The sequence below is a fragment of the Nodularia chucula CCY0103 genome (assembly GCF_963923915.1).
Taxonomy (GTDB): Bacteria; Cyanobacteriota; Cyanobacteriia; order Cyanobacteriales; family Nostocaceae; genus Nodularia; species Nodularia chucula.
Genome location: NZ_CAWUOL010000043.1, coordinates 1 through 19,821, shown reverse-complemented (window position 1 = coordinate 19,821; position 19,821 = coordinate 1). Strand labels below are relative to the sequence as shown.

The 19,821-nt window shown below is 39.3% G+C and carries 13 protein-coding genes; 4 read left to right on the top strand and 9 right to left on the bottom strand.

The window, feature by feature from the left end:
• The first annotated feature begins 36 nt into the window (after window positions 1-36).
• The gene (locus tag ACM0OP_RS13395; RefSeq protein ID WP_414528908.1) at window positions 37-3,957 is read left to right on the top strand and encodes a hypothetical protein; all 3,921 of its coding nucleotides are present in this window, start codon (window positions 37-39) and stop codon (window positions 3,955-3,957) included.
• Between the two features lie 245 nt (window positions 3,958-4,202).
• On the opposite strand, the gene ACM0OP_RS13390 is transcribed toward ACM0OP_RS13395, so the two are convergent.
• The 9 genes from ACM0OP_RS13390 to ACM0OP_RS13350 form a co-directional block, all read right to left on the bottom strand.
• Window positions 4,203-4,463, bottom strand: coding sequence for a type II toxin-antitoxin system RelE family toxin (locus ACM0OP_RS13390; protein WP_414528907.1), 261 nt, complete (start codon window positions 4,461-4,463; stop codon window positions 4,203-4,205).
• The gene (locus ACM0OP_RS13385; RefSeq protein ID WP_414528906.1) at window positions 4,456-4,686 is read right to left on the bottom strand and encodes a hypothetical protein; all 231 of its coding nucleotides are present in this window, start codon (window positions 4,684-4,686) and stop codon (window positions 4,456-4,458) included. Before ACM0OP_RS13385 ends, ACM0OP_RS13390 begins: the two co-directional genes overlap by 8 nt.
• A 119-nt stretch (window positions 4,687-4,805) precedes the next feature.
• Complete coding sequence (locus ACM0OP_RS13380) at window positions 4,806-5,639, bottom strand: carbohydrate ABC transporter permease (RefSeq protein ID WP_414528931.1); 834 nt, start codon at window positions 5,637-5,639, stop codon at window positions 4,806-4,808.
• Window positions 5,640-5,650: 11 nt separating this feature from the next.
• Complete coding sequence (locus ACM0OP_RS13375) at window positions 5,651-11,098, bottom strand: ATP-binding sensor histidine kinase (RefSeq protein ID WP_414528905.1); 5,448 nt, start codon at window positions 11,096-11,098, stop codon at window positions 5,651-5,653.
• Window positions 11,099-11,286: 188 nt separating this feature from the next.
• Window positions 11,287-11,832 (bottom strand): 5-formyltetrahydrofolate cyclo-ligase, encoded by a 546-nt coding sequence (locus ACM0OP_RS13370; protein WP_414528904.1) that lies wholly within the window; start codon window positions 11,830-11,832, stop codon window positions 11,287-11,289.
• A gap of 79 nt (window positions 11,833-11,911) precedes the next feature.
• Complete coding sequence (locus ACM0OP_RS13365; RefSeq protein ID WP_414528903.1) at window positions 11,912-12,856, bottom strand: GDP-L-fucose synthase family protein; 945 nt, start codon at window positions 12,854-12,856, stop codon at window positions 11,912-11,914.
• A gap of 23 nt (window positions 12,857-12,879) precedes the next feature.
• Window positions 12,880-13,956: a GDP-mannose 4,6-dehydratase gene (gene gmd / locus ACM0OP_RS13360; RefSeq protein ID WP_414528902.1), complete on the bottom strand. Its 1,077-nt coding sequence runs from the start codon at window positions 13,954-13,956 to the stop codon at window positions 12,880-12,882.
• A gap of 454 nt (window positions 13,957-14,410) precedes the next feature.
• The gene (locus ACM0OP_RS13355) at window positions 14,411-15,193 is read right to left on the bottom strand and encodes an undecaprenyl-phosphate galactose phosphotransferase family protein (RefSeq protein ID WP_414528930.1); all 783 of its coding nucleotides are present in this window, start codon (window positions 15,191-15,193) and stop codon (window positions 14,411-14,413) included.
• A gap of 112 nt (window positions 15,194-15,305) precedes the next feature.
• A complete protein-coding gene (locus tag ACM0OP_RS13350) occupies window positions 15,306-16,448 on the bottom strand; it encodes a glycosyltransferase (RefSeq protein WP_414528901.1) in 1,143 nt (380 codons plus the stop codon).
• Between the two features lie 197 nt (window positions 16,449-16,645).
• Here ACM0OP_RS13350 and ACM0OP_RS13345 point away from each other — a divergent pair, with 197 nt between their 5' ends.
• The 3 genes from ACM0OP_RS13345 (at window position 16,646) to rfbB (ending at window position 19,808) form a co-directional block, all read left to right on the top strand.
• Complete coding sequence (locus ACM0OP_RS13345) at window positions 16,646-17,584, top strand: NAD-dependent epimerase/dehydratase family protein (RefSeq protein WP_414528900.1); 939 nt, start codon at window positions 16,646-16,648, stop codon at window positions 17,582-17,584.
• Window positions 17,585-17,763: 179 nt separating this feature from the next.
• Window positions 17,764-18,651: an SMP-30/gluconolactonase/LRE family protein gene (locus ACM0OP_RS13340; RefSeq protein ID WP_414528899.1), complete on the top strand. Its 888-nt coding sequence runs from the start codon at window positions 17,764-17,766 to the stop codon at window positions 18,649-18,651.
• Between the two features lie 122 nt (window positions 18,652-18,773).
• Entirely contained in the window at window positions 18,774-19,808 is a 1,035-nt protein-coding gene (gene rfbB, locus ACM0OP_RS13335; protein WP_414528898.1) for a dTDP-glucose 4,6-dehydratase, read from the top strand.
• Window positions 19,809-19,821: the final 13 nt, after the last annotated feature.

Genomic DNA, 19,821 nt, shown 5'->3' with positions numbered 1-19,821 from the left:
TAAGTTAAAGTAAATTTCTAGCTAAGGTAATCTAAAGTGACTTCCCGTGCAGATGAAATCCAAGCATTGATCGCAGACATTGACAAATTACTCAACAACAGTCATAAAGGCCTGTCTAGGCTGTTGTCTAATCAAGCGCCGGAAACTAAAGAGATTTTAGAGAAAATTCGCCAATTTCTGGTACAGCAGAGCGAGAGTAAGATTATGGATAGCAGTGACCAAGAGCCAGAGGCTCAGAGGTCGCCTTTATTAGAGAAATTTGTTAATCAAACCAATAACCAATCTTTAGCACAGCCAAAGCCAACTGAGCCGGAACAAGGTAACTTACTATTAGAGCAATTAATCCAGCCTTTGCGAGCAGAATTAGCTGCAATGATGGAAGATCGAGCCAATCTGGTACAGGAAATTAGACAGTTAGAACAAAGAAGACTATACCAGTATTCTTTAAGCCAGCAGTGGGCTAACCAAGAAAAGATGATTGCAGAATTTTTGCAGTTACTTGTCAGCCGCATTCCCTCTAATTTAGCGCCACAGGTGGGGGCTAGTTCTGAGATTACGAATTATCAAAGTAACACAGAATTAGCATCTGTTAGCAGTCAATCCTTTTTAGAAGGAGCAGAGGAAGCGGAACGGTTAACACATTTGACTAAGGAGTTAGACCAACGTTTACTATCTCTAGATGGGACTGTGAATTTTGTATTTGAGGCTTTACAGCGCAATATCAATACTTATCACGAGTCATTATCTCAAGGGTTAGCCAGAATGCACAGTCGCGGGGTGCAGGGTGAGCAGTTAATGGTGCAATTTCTGAATAATTTAACCCAGTTGTTGCAGCAACAAGCTCCTATGACTGTGTTATCTCTTTCAGATTTAGAAAATAATCAATCTCTGTCTGCATTATCCACTGAGAAAAATAGCATTCAGCCAGCACCAATTGTCACCACTCAGCCACAGGAATTAATCACACCAGAGGTTTCCTCTGCACTGATATTTGATCAAGAGGATGATGATGATAGGGTTGGTGATGATCTGGATGCCATGCTATTAGAGCTAGGTGTGGATGATTATCTCTCATCTAGTCACAGTGTGAATGAATTACAGCAGGATGATTTGGATTTAATTGGTGATGAAGTAGATCAACTTTATGCCAGTTTATTGGGTACTGATGAAGGTTTTGATATTGCAGAGGAGACACCTGTAGTTGATGGTGCGGAGCCAGAGCTAATTGCAGAGGAGACACCTGTTGTTCAAGCAATGGAACAGGTTCCAGATCCTTGGTTTGAGCCAGCAGAGACAGAATCAGAGTCCTGGAAAGAATTGTTTTTTGAAGCAGATATTCAGGGAGAAATAGCGCCGGATTTATCTGCATCGTCTACAGAGGTAGATTTGGCTGAGAATGTAGCGACTCATCCTACTAGTGCTGAGACAATTACTTCTCTGAGTGAATTATTTGATTTGGTGGGTAGTGAAGAGGGAGAGTTGGCATCAGCAACAGTGATTTCTGATACATCTGTAAATGAGTTATTTTCTCCAGCCAGTGGTGAAGAGGCGGAGTTAGAAATAACACCAGAAATTTCTGACACATCTGTAAATGAGTTATTTGCTCCAGCCAGTGGTGAAGAGGAAGAGTTAGAAATAACACCAGAAATTTCTCCAGAAACTAATTTAAGGGAAGATAGGGAAGTATTGCTGAATATTCCGGAACGGGGGGATGTAGATCATTATATTCCGGCTTCACCAGGGGAAAATTTGCTGTCACCCCAACAAAATTTATCTGTAAATCTGCCAGATATTACTTTAGATGAGGAGCAGATACAACAATTAAATCAGGATTTAGATACTTTTGATGAGCGGTTGGTAGCTGATGGGGATTTGGATATTTTTGGGGATTTTACAGAGAGTATAGATCAGCCGATTTTAGGTGATGCTGATGTGGATTTATTCCAGGTTAACCCGATATCTTGGCCGCAACCAGAAACGGATTTCGATTTTAGTCCCTCAACGGCAAAACCACAGGAAGTTGCAAATGTTGATGCAGAAAGTTCTGTAATCGCAATTTCTGATGGGGGAAATGATGCAGATTTGATGCGGAATATGGGGGATGCTGTTTGGTATCTGGGTTTGGATGTGGGTACAACTGGAATTTCTGCGGCTTTGTTGAATCGTTCTGAGGCTGTGGTTTATCCGGTTTGTTGGTCAACGGATGGGGAGATTTCTTTTCAACCGTCGTTCCGTTTACCAGCAGAGGTTTATCTACCAACTAATTCTGCTGTGTCTGTGGGAGAGAATGGCGGTAGTGAGGTACAGGAGAGGGTGGAACCTCAAAATCATGCTTACTCGGTGCAGTTGAAGCCATATTTGCAGGTGGCTATTCCCTATCAGAATCAGCAAAAACAATGGGAACCTGTGTTGCAGTTTAATAAGTTTTCGGCTGGGCCTTTGATTTGGGTGGTGCGATCGCTTTCTAAGTTATTATTGACTCTAAAATCAGATCGCCACAGTACAACTCAAGGTTTAATTGCTAGTGCTGTGGGTATCAGTGCAGAAAGTTTCCATAATATTATGAATAATCTGGCGGGTGTAATTTGCACTTGTCCATCTGGCTGGTCGGAACAATATCGCTTTAATCTGCGAGAAGCTGTATTAACTAGTAAATTAGTGGCACATCCTCAGCAAGTATTTTTTGTGGAAGAGGCGATCGCCAGTTTATTAAATACACTTAATCCTGCTGATGGTAGAACTATTCAAATCAGCGATTCCCAAGGTTTACATTCCGCCAAACCTGATGGTGATTCTCTAGTTGGTAACACTTTTGTGATTAATATCGGCGCAAGTAACACAGAAATGGCCCTGGTTGATGTACCAGAAAATGGACAGCCATTGACCCACAATGATTTTATGCTCCATAGTTTTGCTTACGCTAGTAATGGCATTGAGCAAGATATTATCTGTCAGTTACTAATTCCCCCCAAATATCGCCAAACACGGGAATTGAACCTGGAAAATGACCAAACAGATACCACAAATTCTTGGCAATGGCAACCTAATCTTCCTAATTTAGACCAAATGCGCTGGGAAAGTTTGGGATTAGAAGAATTAGAGTTACCGCAATTAGGAGAACCAGATACCACGGCGCGGATTCGGCTCCAGCAGAGGTTAGAAAGCTCTTTGTTAGGACAGGCGGTGTTAGATGCAGCAGTGGCTATAAAGCTGATTTTGCAACAACAGGATACTTTTACTTGGGAATTGGCGGATCAAAAATGGGTTCTACAGCGCAAGGATTTAGAAAATCAGGTATTTATTCCCTTTGTGCGCCGTTTGAACCGAGAATTTAATAAGTTGTTAGTGGCTCGTGGTATACCGACGGAAGCAATTAATCAAGCTGTGTTGACTGGTGGGGTGGCTTCTTTAGGTGCTGTAAATAATTGGTTACGTCAAAAACTCCCGAATACGAAAATTATCCAAGATTCCTATCTGGGTGAAAACGGTGTACCTCAGTGTAGTCGGGTGGCTTATGGCTTGGCGATGTTACCTTTGCATCCCCAGGTTTTAGACGAACCGAAGCAACAGTACACAGATTATTTCTTGTTTATGGAGTTGTTGCGCCTCTTACCAGATAGAACTTTATCTTTTAGCGAAGTTCTTCAGTTATTTGAGGGTTCTGGGGTGAATACGAGTATTTGTCAGCAACGGTTGTTGGCTTTTATGGAGGGTGAGTTACCGGCGGGTTTAATCCCTACAACTCCAGATGATGCTTGGGTGAGCCATAATTCTCAGCATAACTCTGATTATCAGGCGATCGCATCAGCACCACTGTTTGAAAAGCAAGGTAATCTCAATTATCGTCCCCATGCGGTACAAGTATCAGTTTTGCGTCGCTATTTCGATGTGATTAAAGCTAGCACCCAGCAACGGATGGAGGAGCCTCATACAGTTAATTTGGCTTTAGTTAAGTGAGATAATATAGCTGGGGAGTAGGGAGTAGGGAGTAGGGAGTAGGGAGTAGGGAGTAGGGAGTAGGGAGTAGGGTAAAAGCCTTTCTGTGTCTAACTTTTATGATCAGCTTATGTCCTAACTTCCTTTGCGGTTGCTGTAAATACTTTGAGTACATTATCAATTAATGTGAGAAGTCGGGAATTTAAAGGTGTGGCAAATATACCCGACTTCCATTTTTTAATAATATTTGATAAATAAATGAGAGTTTATTCATACACCTTGGAACGATGAGCAATAGTAGTTACTATAACCTGATTTTTTGTATCATCAATTTCATAAACTACCCTATATTCACCAATACGATAACGGTAATATCCTGATAAATTACCTTTAAGAGATTTAATATTAGGATGAAAATGGGGATTTTGTTCTAGCTGTTTAAAGCACCTGGCTAGTTTTTTAGCTAAACTTTGTCTTGCAGAAACATAAATTTCCTCAGCTTCAGCAGATAAGACAACATTATACATCAGACCTGATGTTTTTCCAATTTTTAACTCGACCTTCAACTACATCTTGTTTACCTTTCTCAAAAGATGCAATAAAACCAGGAATATCAAGTATTTCTTGAGTGGCTAATTCACTTTCTTTATCTGCTAGATAAGCTAAAAATTCGGCAACTATTTTTAACTTTTCTGGAGATAGTCTTTCTAAGTTGTAGTTGATTTCTTGACGCAGTTGTGAAGTGTACATAACTTTAATGAAATGAGGGAGTTTTTTTTATTTTATCACAACTCATAAAAGCCCATATCAGAGGGAAATTACAATTCTTTCCCCCCCACTCACTCCCCACACTCCCTAGTCCTTAAAAATTACCCTTTGACACCAGCACTAGTTTCTGTGGGTACAATGTAGCGCTGTAAAAATACAAATAATAGCAGTATGGGAGCAATGGAAATTATGGAACCAGCAGCTACTAATCGCCAGTCTAGGGAAAATGTCCCCTCTAATTTTGCTACTCCCAAGGGGAGGGTGTATAAACTTTCGTCTTGGATGACAATTAAAGGCCAAAGAAAGTCGCTCCAAGAACCAATGAAGACGAAAAGAGAGAGAGTAACTAAAGCTGGGCGAATTGCTGGTAACATAATATGCCACCATAAGCCTAACTCTGAACTACCATCTAGGCGAGCGGCTTCTTCTATTTCTTTGGGGACACTCATAAAGGCTTGTCGCAGTAAAAAAATCCCAAATGCTGAAGCTAAACTGGGAAAAATTATCCCTAAATAAGTATTTCTTAAGCCTAGTTGCACTGTCAAAATGTACAGGGGAATCATGACTATTTGAAAGGGAATCATGATTGTAGAAACTATGGCAATAAAAATGGAGTTGCGCCCAATAAATGATAGTCTGGCTAAGGGATAAGCGGCTAAAGAACAAAATAGCAAATTTAACCCCACAGTCAGGATTGCTACTAAGGTGCTGTTATACAGGTATTGTCCAAAGGGTAGCGATCGCCATACACTCAAGAAGTTATTAAATGTTGGTTGACTGGGTAATAACTGCGGTGGTGACTGTAAAAGATTTTCGGTAGGAGATTTTAAGGCTGTACTGATTAACCACAGCAAAGGAAATAGGGTGACAAGGGCGATCGCACTTAACAACCCATAGATTAAAATCAGTTTTAGGCGTGATTTGGGAATATACAAATTACTCAATTTTACTCCTGAGCATTGATCGGCAAGGTAATGATAAACTCTGTACTTTCTCCCAGTGTCGATTCTACATCAATATTGCCACCATGCTTATCTACCACAATTTGCCTGGCGATCGCTAGTCCTAATCCCGTACCTTGACCCACAGGTTTAGTCGTAAATAAATGGTCAAATATTCTTTCTCTGACTTCTGTTGACATTCCTACGCCGTTATCTTGAATCCGAATCACAACATGATTTTTATCTTGACTTAAGCTAGTTTTAATATTTATGATATTAGGATTTTTAGCAATCTCAAAGAAAGTATATCCAACGTTAGCTTCCTCTAAAGCATCAATGGCATTAGATAAAAAATTCATGAATACTTGATTAAGCTGTCCAGGAAAGCATTTGATCCCAGGTAAATCACCATAATCTCGCACCACTTGAATCTCAGGATGGCGCTCATTAGCTTTTAAACGGTGTTGTAAAATTAAAAGGGTACTATCAATCCCATCATGAATATTATAAACAACTGGATAATCGCTATCTGAGCGGGAAAAAATGCGGAGACTGTTGCTAATTCCACGCATTCGCTTGACACTCTCTTTCATTGTAGAAATTAATTTTGGCAAATCAGAGCGGAGATACTGCAAATCGATTTCTTCAATATGTTCTATAATTTCTCTAACTGGTGGAGAGTAATGTTCCTCATAGAGGTCAATTAAACTAAATAAATCTCGCACATATTCCGTCGCAGGTTCTAAATTACCTGCAATAAAACCGATAGGATTGTTAATTTCGTGAGCGACACCAGCCACCAAATTACCTAAAGCTGACATTTTCTCACTCTGTACCAGTTGTAGTTGCATTTGCTGCAAATCCTTCAGAGACTGTTCCACTTGTTGAGCATAATTTTGAGAACGCTTGTAGAGACGAGCATTTTTTAAAGAAATCGCCGCTTGGGAGCAAACCAAATTGAGCAGTTCAACGCAATTGCTGGTAAATGCACCAGTTGTCAAATTATTCTCTAAATATAATATTCCTAGCAGTTTGCCTTGGTTGAGAATAGGTATACACAACAAACTCTTAGGCTGTTGCTCTACAATATAAGGGTCAGCCAAAAGTAATGGATGTACAGAAGCGTTGATGATTACCGCCGGTTCCAGTCGCCGCTTGACTAGATTAATTAAACTCAGAGGTAACTCTCGACTTTTTTCTACAGGAATAGATTGTAAAACAATAGGGGCTTGTGTTGATTTGGCGATCGCCTCAATAGTCAAATTCCGATCATCCAGCAACATTAATATACTCTTTTCTGCCCCTGCATTAGTAATCATTATCTGCATCAGAGTAGAGAGCAAACTTTGTAACTCTATTTCATTAGATAGTGCTTGAGAAACCTTGAAAACTGTCTCCACATCCAAAGCTAATGAAGCATTTGCAGAAGATGATTTACTATAACTGACCTTAGAGGATGCTACAATAGTTTCATCGGTGCTTAAAAATGTTTGACTTTTGGACAAAATAGGATCTAAAAGCTGTGAATACTGTTTGCTCAAAGCCGCAACTTTAGCCTTAGCACCCCAATGTATATAACCATAGTAAGCCTGGATCATATACTCTTGAGCAATACAATTTTTTCCCCATTCCAGATAAAATTTTGCCGTTAATTCATTGGCTAATGCTTGATTATGAATAAACCCGTTACTTGCAGATAACTCAATAGCCTGGTCATACAAATCCACTGCGGCTAAAGTATTTTTCGTCACCCTGCTAAGTTCTGCCTCTACCAGCAAATATTTATTCAAAAAATTATCAGGACAGTTATCAGCCCAAATCTTCAGTTGTTGTTGATTAGCTTTTATCTGTGCTAAATATTCAGTTTTTTCCTCTTCCGTAGCCTGAGCATAAATATTTAATAAAATCAAAGAATAATAAAAATTATATTCTGAATAAGTTGTATGTCCAGCAATACTATTAATAATTTTACTAGCTGCTAAAGCATGATTTAATCCTTGAGCAAATTCCCGATTAATGCAGGATAATTGCATTTGGTAAACATAATAAATACCTAAAGCAAAAAAACTTTTAGATGCAGTACACTCTTCTACGAATTTATCTTTAGGTAAAGGTAATCCAGATATTAAACCTTCTGGTTCTGCTGCTTTACTGCTTAATAACTCCAGAATAAAAAACTGAATCCCTTTTAAAATATCACTAACAGGTTTATTTTTATTTCTAGCGACCAATTCTAGGTACTGTAAAACATCTTCTAGAATACTATTTAGCTGAGTTCCCTGAAATAGTTGGGTACAAATTTTCCCGGAAATGTTATAACCAGCATATTGTAAATCTCCTGAATTTAATCCGGCTTCATAGCCTTGATCATTAATTAAAGTTACACCTTGAATTGGTTTAGCCCAAATGTGAATAAAATTTGCCAGGACAAAACTTGTCTGAGAAACTTGAGACAAATAATTAAATTTTTGACTCAACTTAAAACCAAGTAACCCAAACTCATAGCCAGATTGATAATCCCCCACAACTGTACCTAAAATCAGCCCATAACCTGAATATCCCATTGCTGACTCTGGCATATTGCCATACTGAAGGGAAAGATTCATAGCTTTCAGGGACACCAGCATATATAAATTAAAATTAGAAGTGATATAGGTAGGCGGAACTAAAGCCACTAATAACCTTACTATTAATTTTTGCTTCACATCCACCATTTCTGGTGCATCAATCAATTTGGAAATTTGGCGATCGCCAACATTTTCTTCAGCTGCTGCTAACTCCTGTTTTACCGCCAAATCTAAATCTACTGGATCAATCTCCACCTCTAACAAACGCAGTGCAGTAATTCCTGTTTGAATAGCGTCTAATAACTGCGACATCAGACTGTATTGTATAATTAGTAATTCATATATCTCTGCTTTCTCAATAGCTGATTTAGCAGCAATTAAAATTTTGTTAATTAACGCTAAAGATTGATCAAAATTACCATTGAGAAACTCAGCTTCTGCTAATTCTTTAGATAACACCAATGTGGGATGATAATCATTCTGCCAACTATCTTCACCCAGCAGATAAATTCCAGTAGAAAAATATTCTACAGCAGCAGCATAAGCAGTAGAAAGTTTGGCTTTCTTTCCAGCTATAATATTTAGTTTAATAAGTTTATTTATTTCAGATTTTTGAGTAATTAAATGAGAGCCAATATTTAACTGATTTACAATCTCAAAAATTTTCTCCTCTCGTTCCACTTCCGGCAAATTTTTTAACAATAACTCCCCAATTTTTAAATGAGTTTTATGTTTTTCTTCATCTGGAATTAGTGAATATGCAGCTTGCTGTACACGGTCATGAAAAAAACGATAGACAATAGATGTTTTATTATTAGGTAATTTTATATATTCATCACTTTGGAAGAACTTATAAACATCTGCTAACGGCAAAATCAACCCTTCTTGTAAAGCTTTCCAGAGGTTTATTGCTGTTTCAGACTGAGATTTTTGATAAACAACTGCCAATGTTGCCAAATCAAAAGAGTTGCCAATACAAGCTGCTAATTGCAGTAGATTTTGGGTTTCCTGTGGTAATTTTTGCAACTGATTGGCCATAAACTCTAAAATATCATCTGTTAATGATAAAGCTTTAACTTGACTAATATCACATTGCCAATAACCATTTTCTCGATTAAAATTAATCAAACCTTCTTCATGTAAATACTTGAGAAACTGATTAGTAAAAAACGGATTTCCTTGAGTTTTTTGATATACTAAATCTGTTAATGGCGCAGCCAAACCTGGAGAACAACTAAAAGTATTAGCAATTAATTCACTAATGTTATATTTTGTCAATGGGGCTAAGTTAATTATGTTCACAGTAGACTTAGCTTGACAGATTTCATTAATAGTTAACATTAAGGGATGAATCCCATTGACTTCATTATCTCGATAGGCTCCAATTAATAACAAATAGCCGTTATTATTTTCAACCATGAGCAAGCGCATCAACTTTAGTGATGCTGAATCAGCCCATTGCAAATCATCGAGGAAAATAACTAGAGGATGATCTGCATTAGCAAAAACTCGAATAAATTTTTCAAATAGTAAGTTGAAGCGGCTTTGTGCTAAATTCCCAGATAGTGTTTCTACAGGGGGCTGTTTGCCAATAATTTGTTCTAGTTCCGGAATAACTTCAATAATTACCTGACCTTGTTCACCCAATGCAGTCATAATCTGAGATTTCCACTGCTGTAATTGACTATCGGTTTCGGAAATGAGTTGCGCTATTAAATCTTGAAAGGCTTGCACAAATCCTAAAAATGGGATGTTGCGCTGTAACTGGTCAAATTTGCCTTTAATAAAGTAGCCACGTTGTCGCGCAATTGGTTTATGTATTTCATTAACCACCACTGTTTTGCCAATACCAGAGAAACCAGCCACTAACATCAACTCACTATTACCTAAACTGATGCGTTCAAAAGCGGCTAGCAGTTTATTTACCTCTATTTCCCGACCGTAGAGCTTTTCTGAGATGATAAAACGCTCTGAAATATCCTGTTGGCCTAAGTCAAAGTGGGGAATCTGATGTGTTTCTTCCCATAGCTGTAAACATTTTTCTAAGTCATATTTTAGCCCTAAAGCACTTTGATAGCGCTCTTCGGAATTTTTAGCCATCAGTTTATTAACAATATCTGACACCACCGGGGGAATGTCTGAATTGAGTTCATGGATGGGAGGAGGTTGTTTAGCAATATGACAGTGTATTAATTCCATAGGATCATCGGACTGAAAAGGTAAATGTCCTGTGAGAAATTCATAAAAAGTCACACCCAGGGAGTAGAAATCACTGCGATAATCAATAGCGCGATTCATTCGTCCAGTTTGTTCTGGGGATAAATAAGCCAGAGTTCCTTCGAGGACATGAGGATTGTGAAGTTCTTGAGTTTCTCTGGGTAGAAGGGAAGCTATAGAGAAATCGATCAGCTTTACTTGTCGAGTATCGGGATTAATCAGGATATTAGCGGGTTTAATATCTTTGTGAATCACTCGATGTTTGTGGATGTGATCTAAAGTGGTGACAAGTTGTACAGCAATAGAGAAAAAATCACTCAGAATGTCAGCATCTCCATGATTTTGATTTTTCCAACTGGGATGGCGCAATTTTTGTATTTCTTCCTTGAGAGAAAATCCCCCAAAATCTTCCATAATCAGAGCATACCTATTACCGTGTAGTTCTAAGCTATGGGGCTTAAGGATACCGGGAATATCTAGATTTTTAGCAATAGTGTATTGGTTGGAGAATTGAACCAGTTCATTAAAGTGAGGATATTGATTCCGCATGAACTTAATCACCACGGGTGTAGAGTCCGTCGCTACTTTTCCCCGATATACAAGGGTACTAGAACTTTCATATATTGCTTCGCCAATGCAATAACCAGGAATTTCTAAATATATTGTCATTAAAATTACGAAATTAAAGCTTAATAGTTACAGATTAGTGTAATAGTTAATATGCCCAAGGAAGTTAACAAAGATCACAATGGATAATTGATCTTGAACCTGCCAGATCCGTCAAATAATCTATGGCAACTTAACCACTAGTTATAAATACTGAGAAAATGGTATATTTAAAATATATTCACAAGAGTCTAGATACAGTAATTTTCACTAACCACTAATTTTAAGGGTTTATCCCAACTGTCAATAGGTAATTGGGATAAGTAGGCAAAATCAAAGACAATACCGATAGTGGGTTTATTTGCCCAAGGTGCGGAACTGAGTAAGCGGTCATAATAACCACCACCATAGCCGAGACGATATTTTTGATAGTCGCAAGCGACACAGGGAACCAGAATCAAATCAACTGCCGCAGGTTCAATAATTGGGCTATGGGCATGAGGTTCAAGAATACCATAAGCGTTCTCGTGCAGAGATTCTTCTGGTGTCCAGAAATGCCAATTGAGAGACTGACCCACACAACGAGGGAAGCCCCAATTGTACTGAGTATCAGTAAACAGTGGACTCAGGTCTGGTTCTTGACGAAAACTAAAATAAGCCAAGATAGTTGTAGCCTGACTAAACAGAGGATGACATTGCAACTTTCTACAAATGCGATCGCTCCTTTGCCGCCATTCTCCCACAGAAATCGCGCGCCGTTCCCTAATTAAACTCCGACGTAACTCAGCCTTCCTCACTCAAAAAACCTCAGCGAACCTTTGCGCTAACCTCAGCGAAACTCTGCGTTAAAAAAAGGTGGGCATTGCCCACCCCTACTTATACCGCGTGTTGCCGATACCAATCAATAGTATTCTTCAGCCCTTGCCTAAAACTGACCTGAGCCGTAAAGTTAAACGCTTGCTTCGCCCGTTCAGTATCCAAACAGCGCCGGGGTTGGCCATTAGGTTTATCAGTTTCCCAGACAATTTCACCATCAAACTCCATCAATTCACAGATCAGAGTAATTAAATCCCGGATAGAAATTTCCTGACCGGTTCCCAAATTCACAGGCTCCGAGTCATTGTAAGATGTAGTACCCATAACAATACCCCGCGCCGCATCTTCAGAATAGAGAAACTCACGAGTAGGACTACCATCACCCCAAACCGGGAGTTGTTTTTCTCCTCGTAACTGGGCTTCATGAACTTTGCGAATTAACGCCGGAATCACGTGGGAACTTTTGGGGTCAAAGTTATCTTCTGGTCCGTATAAATTTACTGGTAACAAGTAAATACCATTAAAGCCATACTGCTGGCGGTAAGCTTGTAATTGCACTAGTAAGGCTTTTTTGGCAATACCATAGGGAGCGTTAGTTACTTCTGGATAGCCATTCCAGAGGTCATCTTCTTTAAATGGTACTGGTGTAAAGTTGGGATAAGCACAGATAGTGCCAACACAAACGAATTTTGCGACTCCCGCTTCATGGGCTGCGTGAATTAGCTGAGTCCCCATGATTAAATTGTCATAAAATAACTCTGCGGGTTTTTCGCGGTTAAGACCAATACCACCAACATGAGCGGCTAAGTGGATAATAATGTCTTGGTGTTCAACTGCACGTTGGCAATTGGCTAGGACACGTAAATCATGTTCGCGCGATCGCGGGATTGTAATTTTAGCACGGTCAGCCCCAGCCTGACACAGCTGATCAATCACCTGACGACCCAGGAAACCCGCCCCACCAGTGACGAGAATGCGTTGATTTTTAAGTTGTAAGGCGGTCATAATTTTATTCTTTACGGTATTAATCAGAAGTGGAGAGCGCCCAGTTCTTGACGAATAGTAGCCATATCATTAGAAGTTTTACCATTGCCATTGGGTGAAGTATGACCCAAAGCCTGTAAGTCTGCTTCTACCATGAGAGCTACTAACTCGTCAAAGGTAACTGATGGTTCCCAACCTAACTTTTGTTTGGCCTTGGTAGGATCTCCAATCAACAAGTCTACTTCTGCGGGTCGAATATAGCGTTGATCAAACTCCACATAATCTTCCCATTTGAGGTTGACATAACTAAAGGCTTTTTCCAAAAATTGCCGCACAGAATAAGTTTCACCAGTGGCAATTACATAGTCATCAGGTTGCTCTTGCTGCAACATCAGCCACATTGCTTTTACGTAATCTTTGGCATATCCCCAATCTCTTTTGGAGTCAAGATTACCCATAAATATTGTTTTCTGTTGACCCGCGACAATTTTAGCAACGGCTCTGGTAATTTTGCGGGTAACAAAAGTTTCCCCCCGTCTGGGTGACTCGTGGTTAAACAGGATGCCATTACAAGCAAACAAATTATAAGACTCGCGGTAATTCACTGTTTGCCAGTGGGCATAAACTTTAGCACAAGCGTAGGGACTGCGGGGATAAAAGGGTGTAGTTTCGCTTTGGGGTACTGCTTGGACTAAACCAAACATTTCTGAGGAACCGGCTTGATAAAAACGTACCTGAATCCCTGTACGTTGCTGATAGTCACGAATTGCTTCTAATAAACGCAGTGTTCCCATTCCCACTGCATCAACGGTATATTCCGGTGAATCAAAGCTGACCCTCACATGAGATTGCGCGCCCAAGTTATAAATTTCTGTGGGCTGGACTTCTTCTAAAATCCGGCGTAGGGTTGTACCATCTGTTAAGTCGCCGTAGTGGAGAAATAACCGCGCTCCTTCTTTGTGAGGATCTTCATACATATGATCAATGCGGTCTGTGTTGAAGGTAGAGGTGCGCCGAATAATACCATGCACTTCGTAGCCTTGCTCTAGCAACAATTCACTTAAGTATGAACCATCTTGACCAGTTATCCCAGTAATTAATGCACGCTTATTTTGGGTCATGGTGTATTGTTCCTTGTTCTTTTGGGTAAGATATTTATATCTTGATTTATACAAGTTAGCACTTCAAGACCATATTTTCTCATGTTATTATCCTTCTCCTGTCAGTCAGTTAAATTGATAGTTTAGGTAATGTAGCTATATGACTAATTAACTATAAAGAAGAAATTCACTCAGAGCAATTTTTACCTGAAGCAAATTCTGGGTAAAGCTATAAAGTATTTTGATCCCTATGATGTTTATATCGCCATTGATGGGTTTCTATGGGTTTTTCTATTGCAGCAGAGAGGAAATAGAGAAATCAGAACCACAGGTTTTTAGGAATTATTTAGGACTGCTATGTAGCTGAGTTGTGAGTTGAAATTATGCTCAGTAGGGGCGGGACATTAACAGCAAAATTGCTGAGTGATTTCTAGTTAAATCAGCACTCAGCAATGGGTATGATTTGAGTTTTGCTTTAGTATGCCCCCTTATTTTTGGGTATGATCACGATATCAATTGTTTTAAATATTATCCATAAATCCAACCAAAAATTTCTAAATTTGACATAATGCAGGTCTATTTGAACTCTTCGAGGATAGGGAATGTCATTGCGTCCAGAAACTTGCCATAATCCCGTAATTCCGGGACGAATTGTTAAAATATGATCAATATGACAACCATATTTAGGCAGTTCTGGGCTGACTAAGGGGCGAGGGCCAACAACACTCATATCTCCTTTGAGAACGTTCCAAAATTGCGGAAATTCATCTAAGCTGGTAATTCGCAAAAAATGACCAATTTTGGTAATGCGGGGGTCTTTTTTGAGTTTAAAGCTGTTTTCAAATTCTTGTCGCAAATGGGGGGATGTTTCCATGATTTCCATGAGCATTTCGTCTGCATTGCTCACCATTGTGCGGAATTTAATACAATTAAAAGTCTTGTAGTTTTTGCCTACCCGTTCCTGTACATAAAAAATTGGTCCTTCTGAGCTACAAACAATCAGTAAGGATAAAATTAAATAGACGGGGAAAAACAAAATCAAGACTAACAGGGAAAAAACTATATCAAATAGTCGTTTAGCAAACTCTCCGTTTAAACCTGGAATAGACAAACCTCTGGGTTTTAGCTTAGGCGTTTTGGTTTTTTGGCCACGTCTTAAAACAGTACGCGTAGACGCGCTAGTATTTTGCCGTTTCGCTTTGCCATTCCTGAAGGGTAGGTATCGCTTACCGGAGAGGAGTGAACTCTGGGCAGTCATCATACTCCTTAATAATCCACACCACACATAATCCCAATCTTAAAGCCAAAATGAACTGTTTCTGGGGATAAATTGCCAAAAGCCCATAAAACAGGTCATGAAATGTTGCTAATTAGTTTGGGGATATTTTTTCTTTCTGGCATTTGTCGATAAATTGGAGATAGCGATCGCCAAAAACTCGTGATGAAAATTGGGCGGCGTGCGATCGCATATACTCAGGATGGAAACAACCTTGAGAAATTTCAAATTTTTCTACTGCTGCCATAATTGCTGCTGTTGTTTGGGTTCTAAAAAATATACCTGTAGCTGTATCCATACAAGTATGTAAATCTTGCACTGTTTCTAAAGCACCGCCTGCACCATAAGCAATTACTGGAGTGCCACAAGCTTGTGCTTCTACTAAAGCGATGCCAAAATCCTCACAAGCTGCATAAACAAATGCCTTAGCTCTAGCCATATATTTTTTTACCACATCATCAGGTTGCCATCCCAGGATTTGAATATTAGAGTTAGCTAAATCACGAATTTTACTCATTTCCGGTCCCGTACCAATAATTACCAGTGGTAGCTGTAACTGATTAAAAGCTTTGACTATTAAAGATACTTGTTTGTAACTGACTAACCGGGAAACTGTCACATAGAAATCTGCTTTTTCCGAAAAAAATGGCAAATTATCCACATTGACTGGGGGATAAATAACTGTTGATTCTCGTCTATAGCAGCGCCAAATTCTCCGGGCTGTATGGTGGGAATTAGCGATGAAATAATCAACGCGGTTGGCACTCACTACATCCCACTGGCGCAAACGATGCAATAAATAGCGTGTTATCCATCCAGTAGCACCCTGTCCTAATTTACTTTGGTCTAGATAATCAAAAGTTAAGTCCCAAGCATAGCGCATGGGTGTATGGCAGTAACAAATGTGTAATTGTTGGGGGGTTGTGATTACTCCTTTAGCGACAGCGTGGGATGATGAAAGAATTACGTCGTATTCCCGTAAATCCAATTGTTCAATGGCCAATGGCAACAAAGGCAGGTATTTCTGTATGCCATTATGAGCATAAGGCAACTGCTGGAGAAATGTTGTGCCAATCTGGCGTTGATATAAATAACTTTCGGGATTGCTGGATTCAAAATCAATTAGGGCATATAAATTGGCATCAATGTGATTCAGAATTTCCTGCACAACTAGTTCTGAACCGCCTGTGGCTTTCGGTGTCAGCCACTCATGAACCAAAGCGTATTTCAAGGACACAGTTAAGTTTAATAGATAGGAAAAACTTATCAATTTACAGGGTTAACTGACAAGTTTGTTTGTGAACGAGAAATGGGAACTGCCCCAGATTGGGCATAAGACGTAATTATCTCAAAATAGGTTCCAGATAGATACTCTAAGCTGATAACCTCAAATTAGGGAGTGGGAAACACGTAAAAATTACAAATTGGGAATTTATGCGAATTTTGATCATGGGTGGTACTCGGTTTATTGGGGTTTACCTCACTGAACTGCTGATAAAACAAGGACATGAGGTAATACTGTTTAATCGTGGTAATCGTCCTTTACCTGCTTTGTCGGGAGTAGGACAAATTATAGGCGATCGCACTAACGCCGCTCAATTAAAAGAAAAATTATCATCAGAAAAATTTGATGTAGTTTTTGATAATAATGGCCGGGAACTCACCGATACTCAACCGTTAGCAGAAATTTTTCACGACCAAGTGCAACATTTTGTGTATATGAGTTCGGCGGGGGTGTATCTCAAATCTGACCAATTACCGCACATCGAAGGTGATACAGTAGACCCGAAAAGTCGTCACCGGGGTAAGCATGAAACGGAAGCCTACCTGAAGCAACAGAATTTACCTTTTACTTCCATTCGCCCTACTTATATTTACGGGCCGCAGAATTATAATGATTTGGAAAGCTGGTTTTTTGATAGAATTGTGCGCGATCGCCCCATACCAATTCCTGGTAATGGGTTACATATTACCCAGTTAGGTCATGTCAAAGATTTAGCCCAAGCTATGACACAGGTAATCGGCAATACTCAAGCACTAGGACAAATTTACAATATTTCCCGCGATCGCTATGTGACTTTTGATGGTTTAGCCCGTGCTTGTGCAGTAGCTGCCGGTAAATCACCTGATGCAGTTAAAATTGTGCATTACGACCCCAAAAAATTTGATTTTGGCAAGCGCAAAGCCTTTCCCATGCGAGTCCAGCATTTCTTCGCCTCAGTCAACAAAGCCATGACAGAATTAAATTGGCAACCTCAATATGATTTAATATCAGGTTTAGCTGATTCTCTAGAAAACGATTATCTCAAAACTGGGCGGGATAAAACGGAAATTGATTTCTCTATGGATGATGAGATTTTACAAACTATGTAGATATTTTCTTTGTCTATCTTGGACTTTCCTGTCAATAGCATGAAAAGCCAACTTTCAATAGCGTAATTACAATATACCAATGGACAAGGGGATTAGGACGTAAAGTGATTAGAAACCTTAGACACCGAAAGGCTTTTACCCCAGTCCCCAGTCCCCAGTCCCTAGTCCCCAGCTATAATATGACTGAATTATTGCCAGATTCACTCCATAATGTTTTAGAAGTCCGCGCCCGGTTAGCTGAAGGTCCCATCTGGGATGCTAGCCAGCAGTTGCTGTACTGGGTTGATATTTATAACCATCGAGTCCATAGATTTTATCCCGCTACAGGTCAAGATGAATATTTTGATGTCGGAGATGTGGTGGGTGCGATCGCACTAGCAGGGGATAATCAATTAATTATGGCACTGCGCCATCAATTAGCTTTCCTCAACACTCAGACAGGTTCAATTACCAGCATTATTGAACTGGAATCTCATCAAGAAAATAACCGTTTAAATGATGGCAAATGTGACCCACAAGGACGTTTCTGGTTTGGTTCCATGTCTTCCAAACCAACTCAAGCCAGTCTTTATCGCTATGATCAAGATGGTTCACTACATCTCATGGAAACAGGATTAACTATTTCTAATGGTTTGGGGTGGAGTCCTGATCAAAAAACATTTTATCTGACTGATTCTCCCCAACAAAAAATATTCGCTTACGATTTTGACGCAATTACAGGTAACATTACTCATCGCCGCACTATAGTTGATTTAACTCATGAATCTTTCAATCCTGATGGTTTAACTATAGATAGCGCCGGATACATCTGGTCAGCAATGTGGAATGGTGGGTGTATAATTCGTTTCAGCCCCACTGGTGAGGAGGTATCCCGGATACATTTACCTGTACCACTGGTGACTAGTTGCACTTTTGGGGGTGAGGATTTGCAAACGCTATATATTACAACTGCTTCTGTGGGACTCCAGCAAGAAGAAATTGACAAAAGTCTCTATTCTGGTGATTTGTTTGCTATTAATACTGAGGTAGCTGGATTACCTACATATGGTTTTAACGGTGTGTATTGAGATTTCAAGATTAACGAACCACAAAGGACACAAAGGACACAGAGGTAAGAGGGGAAAGGGAGATTTAGTTTCTGGATTTACAATTGCTTTTTCAATAAGTAAATTTGAGTTTTTGAGAAGATATGCAAACTGTTTTAGTGACTGGTGGGGCTGGTTTTATTGGTGCTAATTTTGTGCTTTTAGCACGACAGAGACAATGGGCTAATATTATTAATTTAGATAAGTTAAGTTACGCTGGTAATTTAGAAAGTTTAGCTGAGTTAGAGGATGATTTAAATTATCATTTTGTCCAGGGAGATATTGGTGACTTTGAGTTAGTTAGTTCTTTATTAGAAAAATATCAACCAGATGCAATTATAAATTTTGCGGCTGAAAGTCATGTTGACCGTTCTATTTTAAGTCCTGAAGACTTTATTCAAACTAACGTGGTGGGGACATTTAAGTTATTAGAAGCTAGTCGGTTTTATTGGGAAAAATTAACCTCTGCAAAGCAGCAAAGTTTTCGCTTTCTTCATGTATCTACAGATGAAGTATACGGTTCACTCACTCCCCAAGACCCGGCTTTTCGGGAAGATACACCCTATGCACCTAATAGTCCTTATGCAGCATCTAAAGCAGCATCTGACCATTTTGTCAGAGCATATTATCACACTTACGGTTTACCTACATTAACTACAAATTGTTCTAACAATTATGGTCCGCGTCAATTTCCCGAAAAGCTAATTCCTTTAACTATTCTCAACGCTATAGAAGGAAAACCCTTACCTATATATGGGGATGGACAAAATATTCGTGATTGGCTTTATGTCATCGACCATTGCGAAGCGATTCACTTAGTTTTACAACAGGGAACCATTGGAGAAACATACAATATTGGCGGATTAAATGAAAAGACTAACTTAATAGTCGTAGAAAAAATTTGTGCAATTTTAGATGAATTAGTACCTAAACCTAACTTTTCTCACTCTTCATTAATGACTTTTGTGAAAGACCGTCCAGGACATGATCGAAGATATGCTATTAACTGTAGTAAAATAACTAGTGAATTAGGCTGGCAACCTCAAGAAAATTTCGATAGTGGTTTATTGAAAACTGTGCAGTGGTATCTGAATAATTCCTTAACGGGTGACAACATAGCTAGACAGCTTGTTGAATAAGGGATAGAGCCTG

Bases quoted from the DNA above. Each gene is read 5' to 3' on its own strand.
- ACM0OP_RS13355 (WP_414528930.1), bottom strand. From the start codon at position 15,193: ATGACTGCCCAGAGTTCACTCCTCTCCGGTAAGCGATACCTACCCTTC.
- ACM0OP_RS13340 (WP_414528899.1), top strand. From the start codon at position 17,764: ATGACTGAATTATTGCCAGATTCACTCCATAATGTTTTAGAAGTCCGC.
- ACM0OP_RS13345 (WP_414528900.1), top strand. From the start codon at position 16,646: ATGCGAATTTTGATCATGGGTGGTACTCGGTTTATTGGGGTTTACCTC.
- ACM0OP_RS13385 (WP_414528906.1), bottom strand. From the start codon at position 4,686: ATGTACACTTCACAACTGCGTCAAGAAATCAACTACAACTTAGAAAGA.
- rfbB (WP_414528898.1), top strand. From the start codon at position 18,774: ATGCAAACTGTTTTAGTGACTGGTGGGGCTGGTTTTATTGGTGCTAAT.
- ACM0OP_RS13390 (WP_414528907.1), bottom strand. From the start codon at position 4,463: ATGTATAATGTTGTCTTATCTGCTGAAGCTGAGGAAATTTATGTTTCT.
- gmd (WP_414528902.1), bottom strand. From the start codon at position 13,956: ATGACCCAAAATAAGCGTGCATTAATTACTGGGATAACTGGTCAAGAT.
- ACM0OP_RS13375 (WP_414528905.1), bottom strand. From the start codon at position 11,098: ATGACAATATATTTAGAAATTCCTGGTTATTGCATTGGCGAAGCAATA.
- ACM0OP_RS13365 (WP_414528903.1), bottom strand. From the start codon at position 12,856: ATGACCGCCTTACAACTTAAAAATCAACGCATTCTCGTCACTGGTGGG.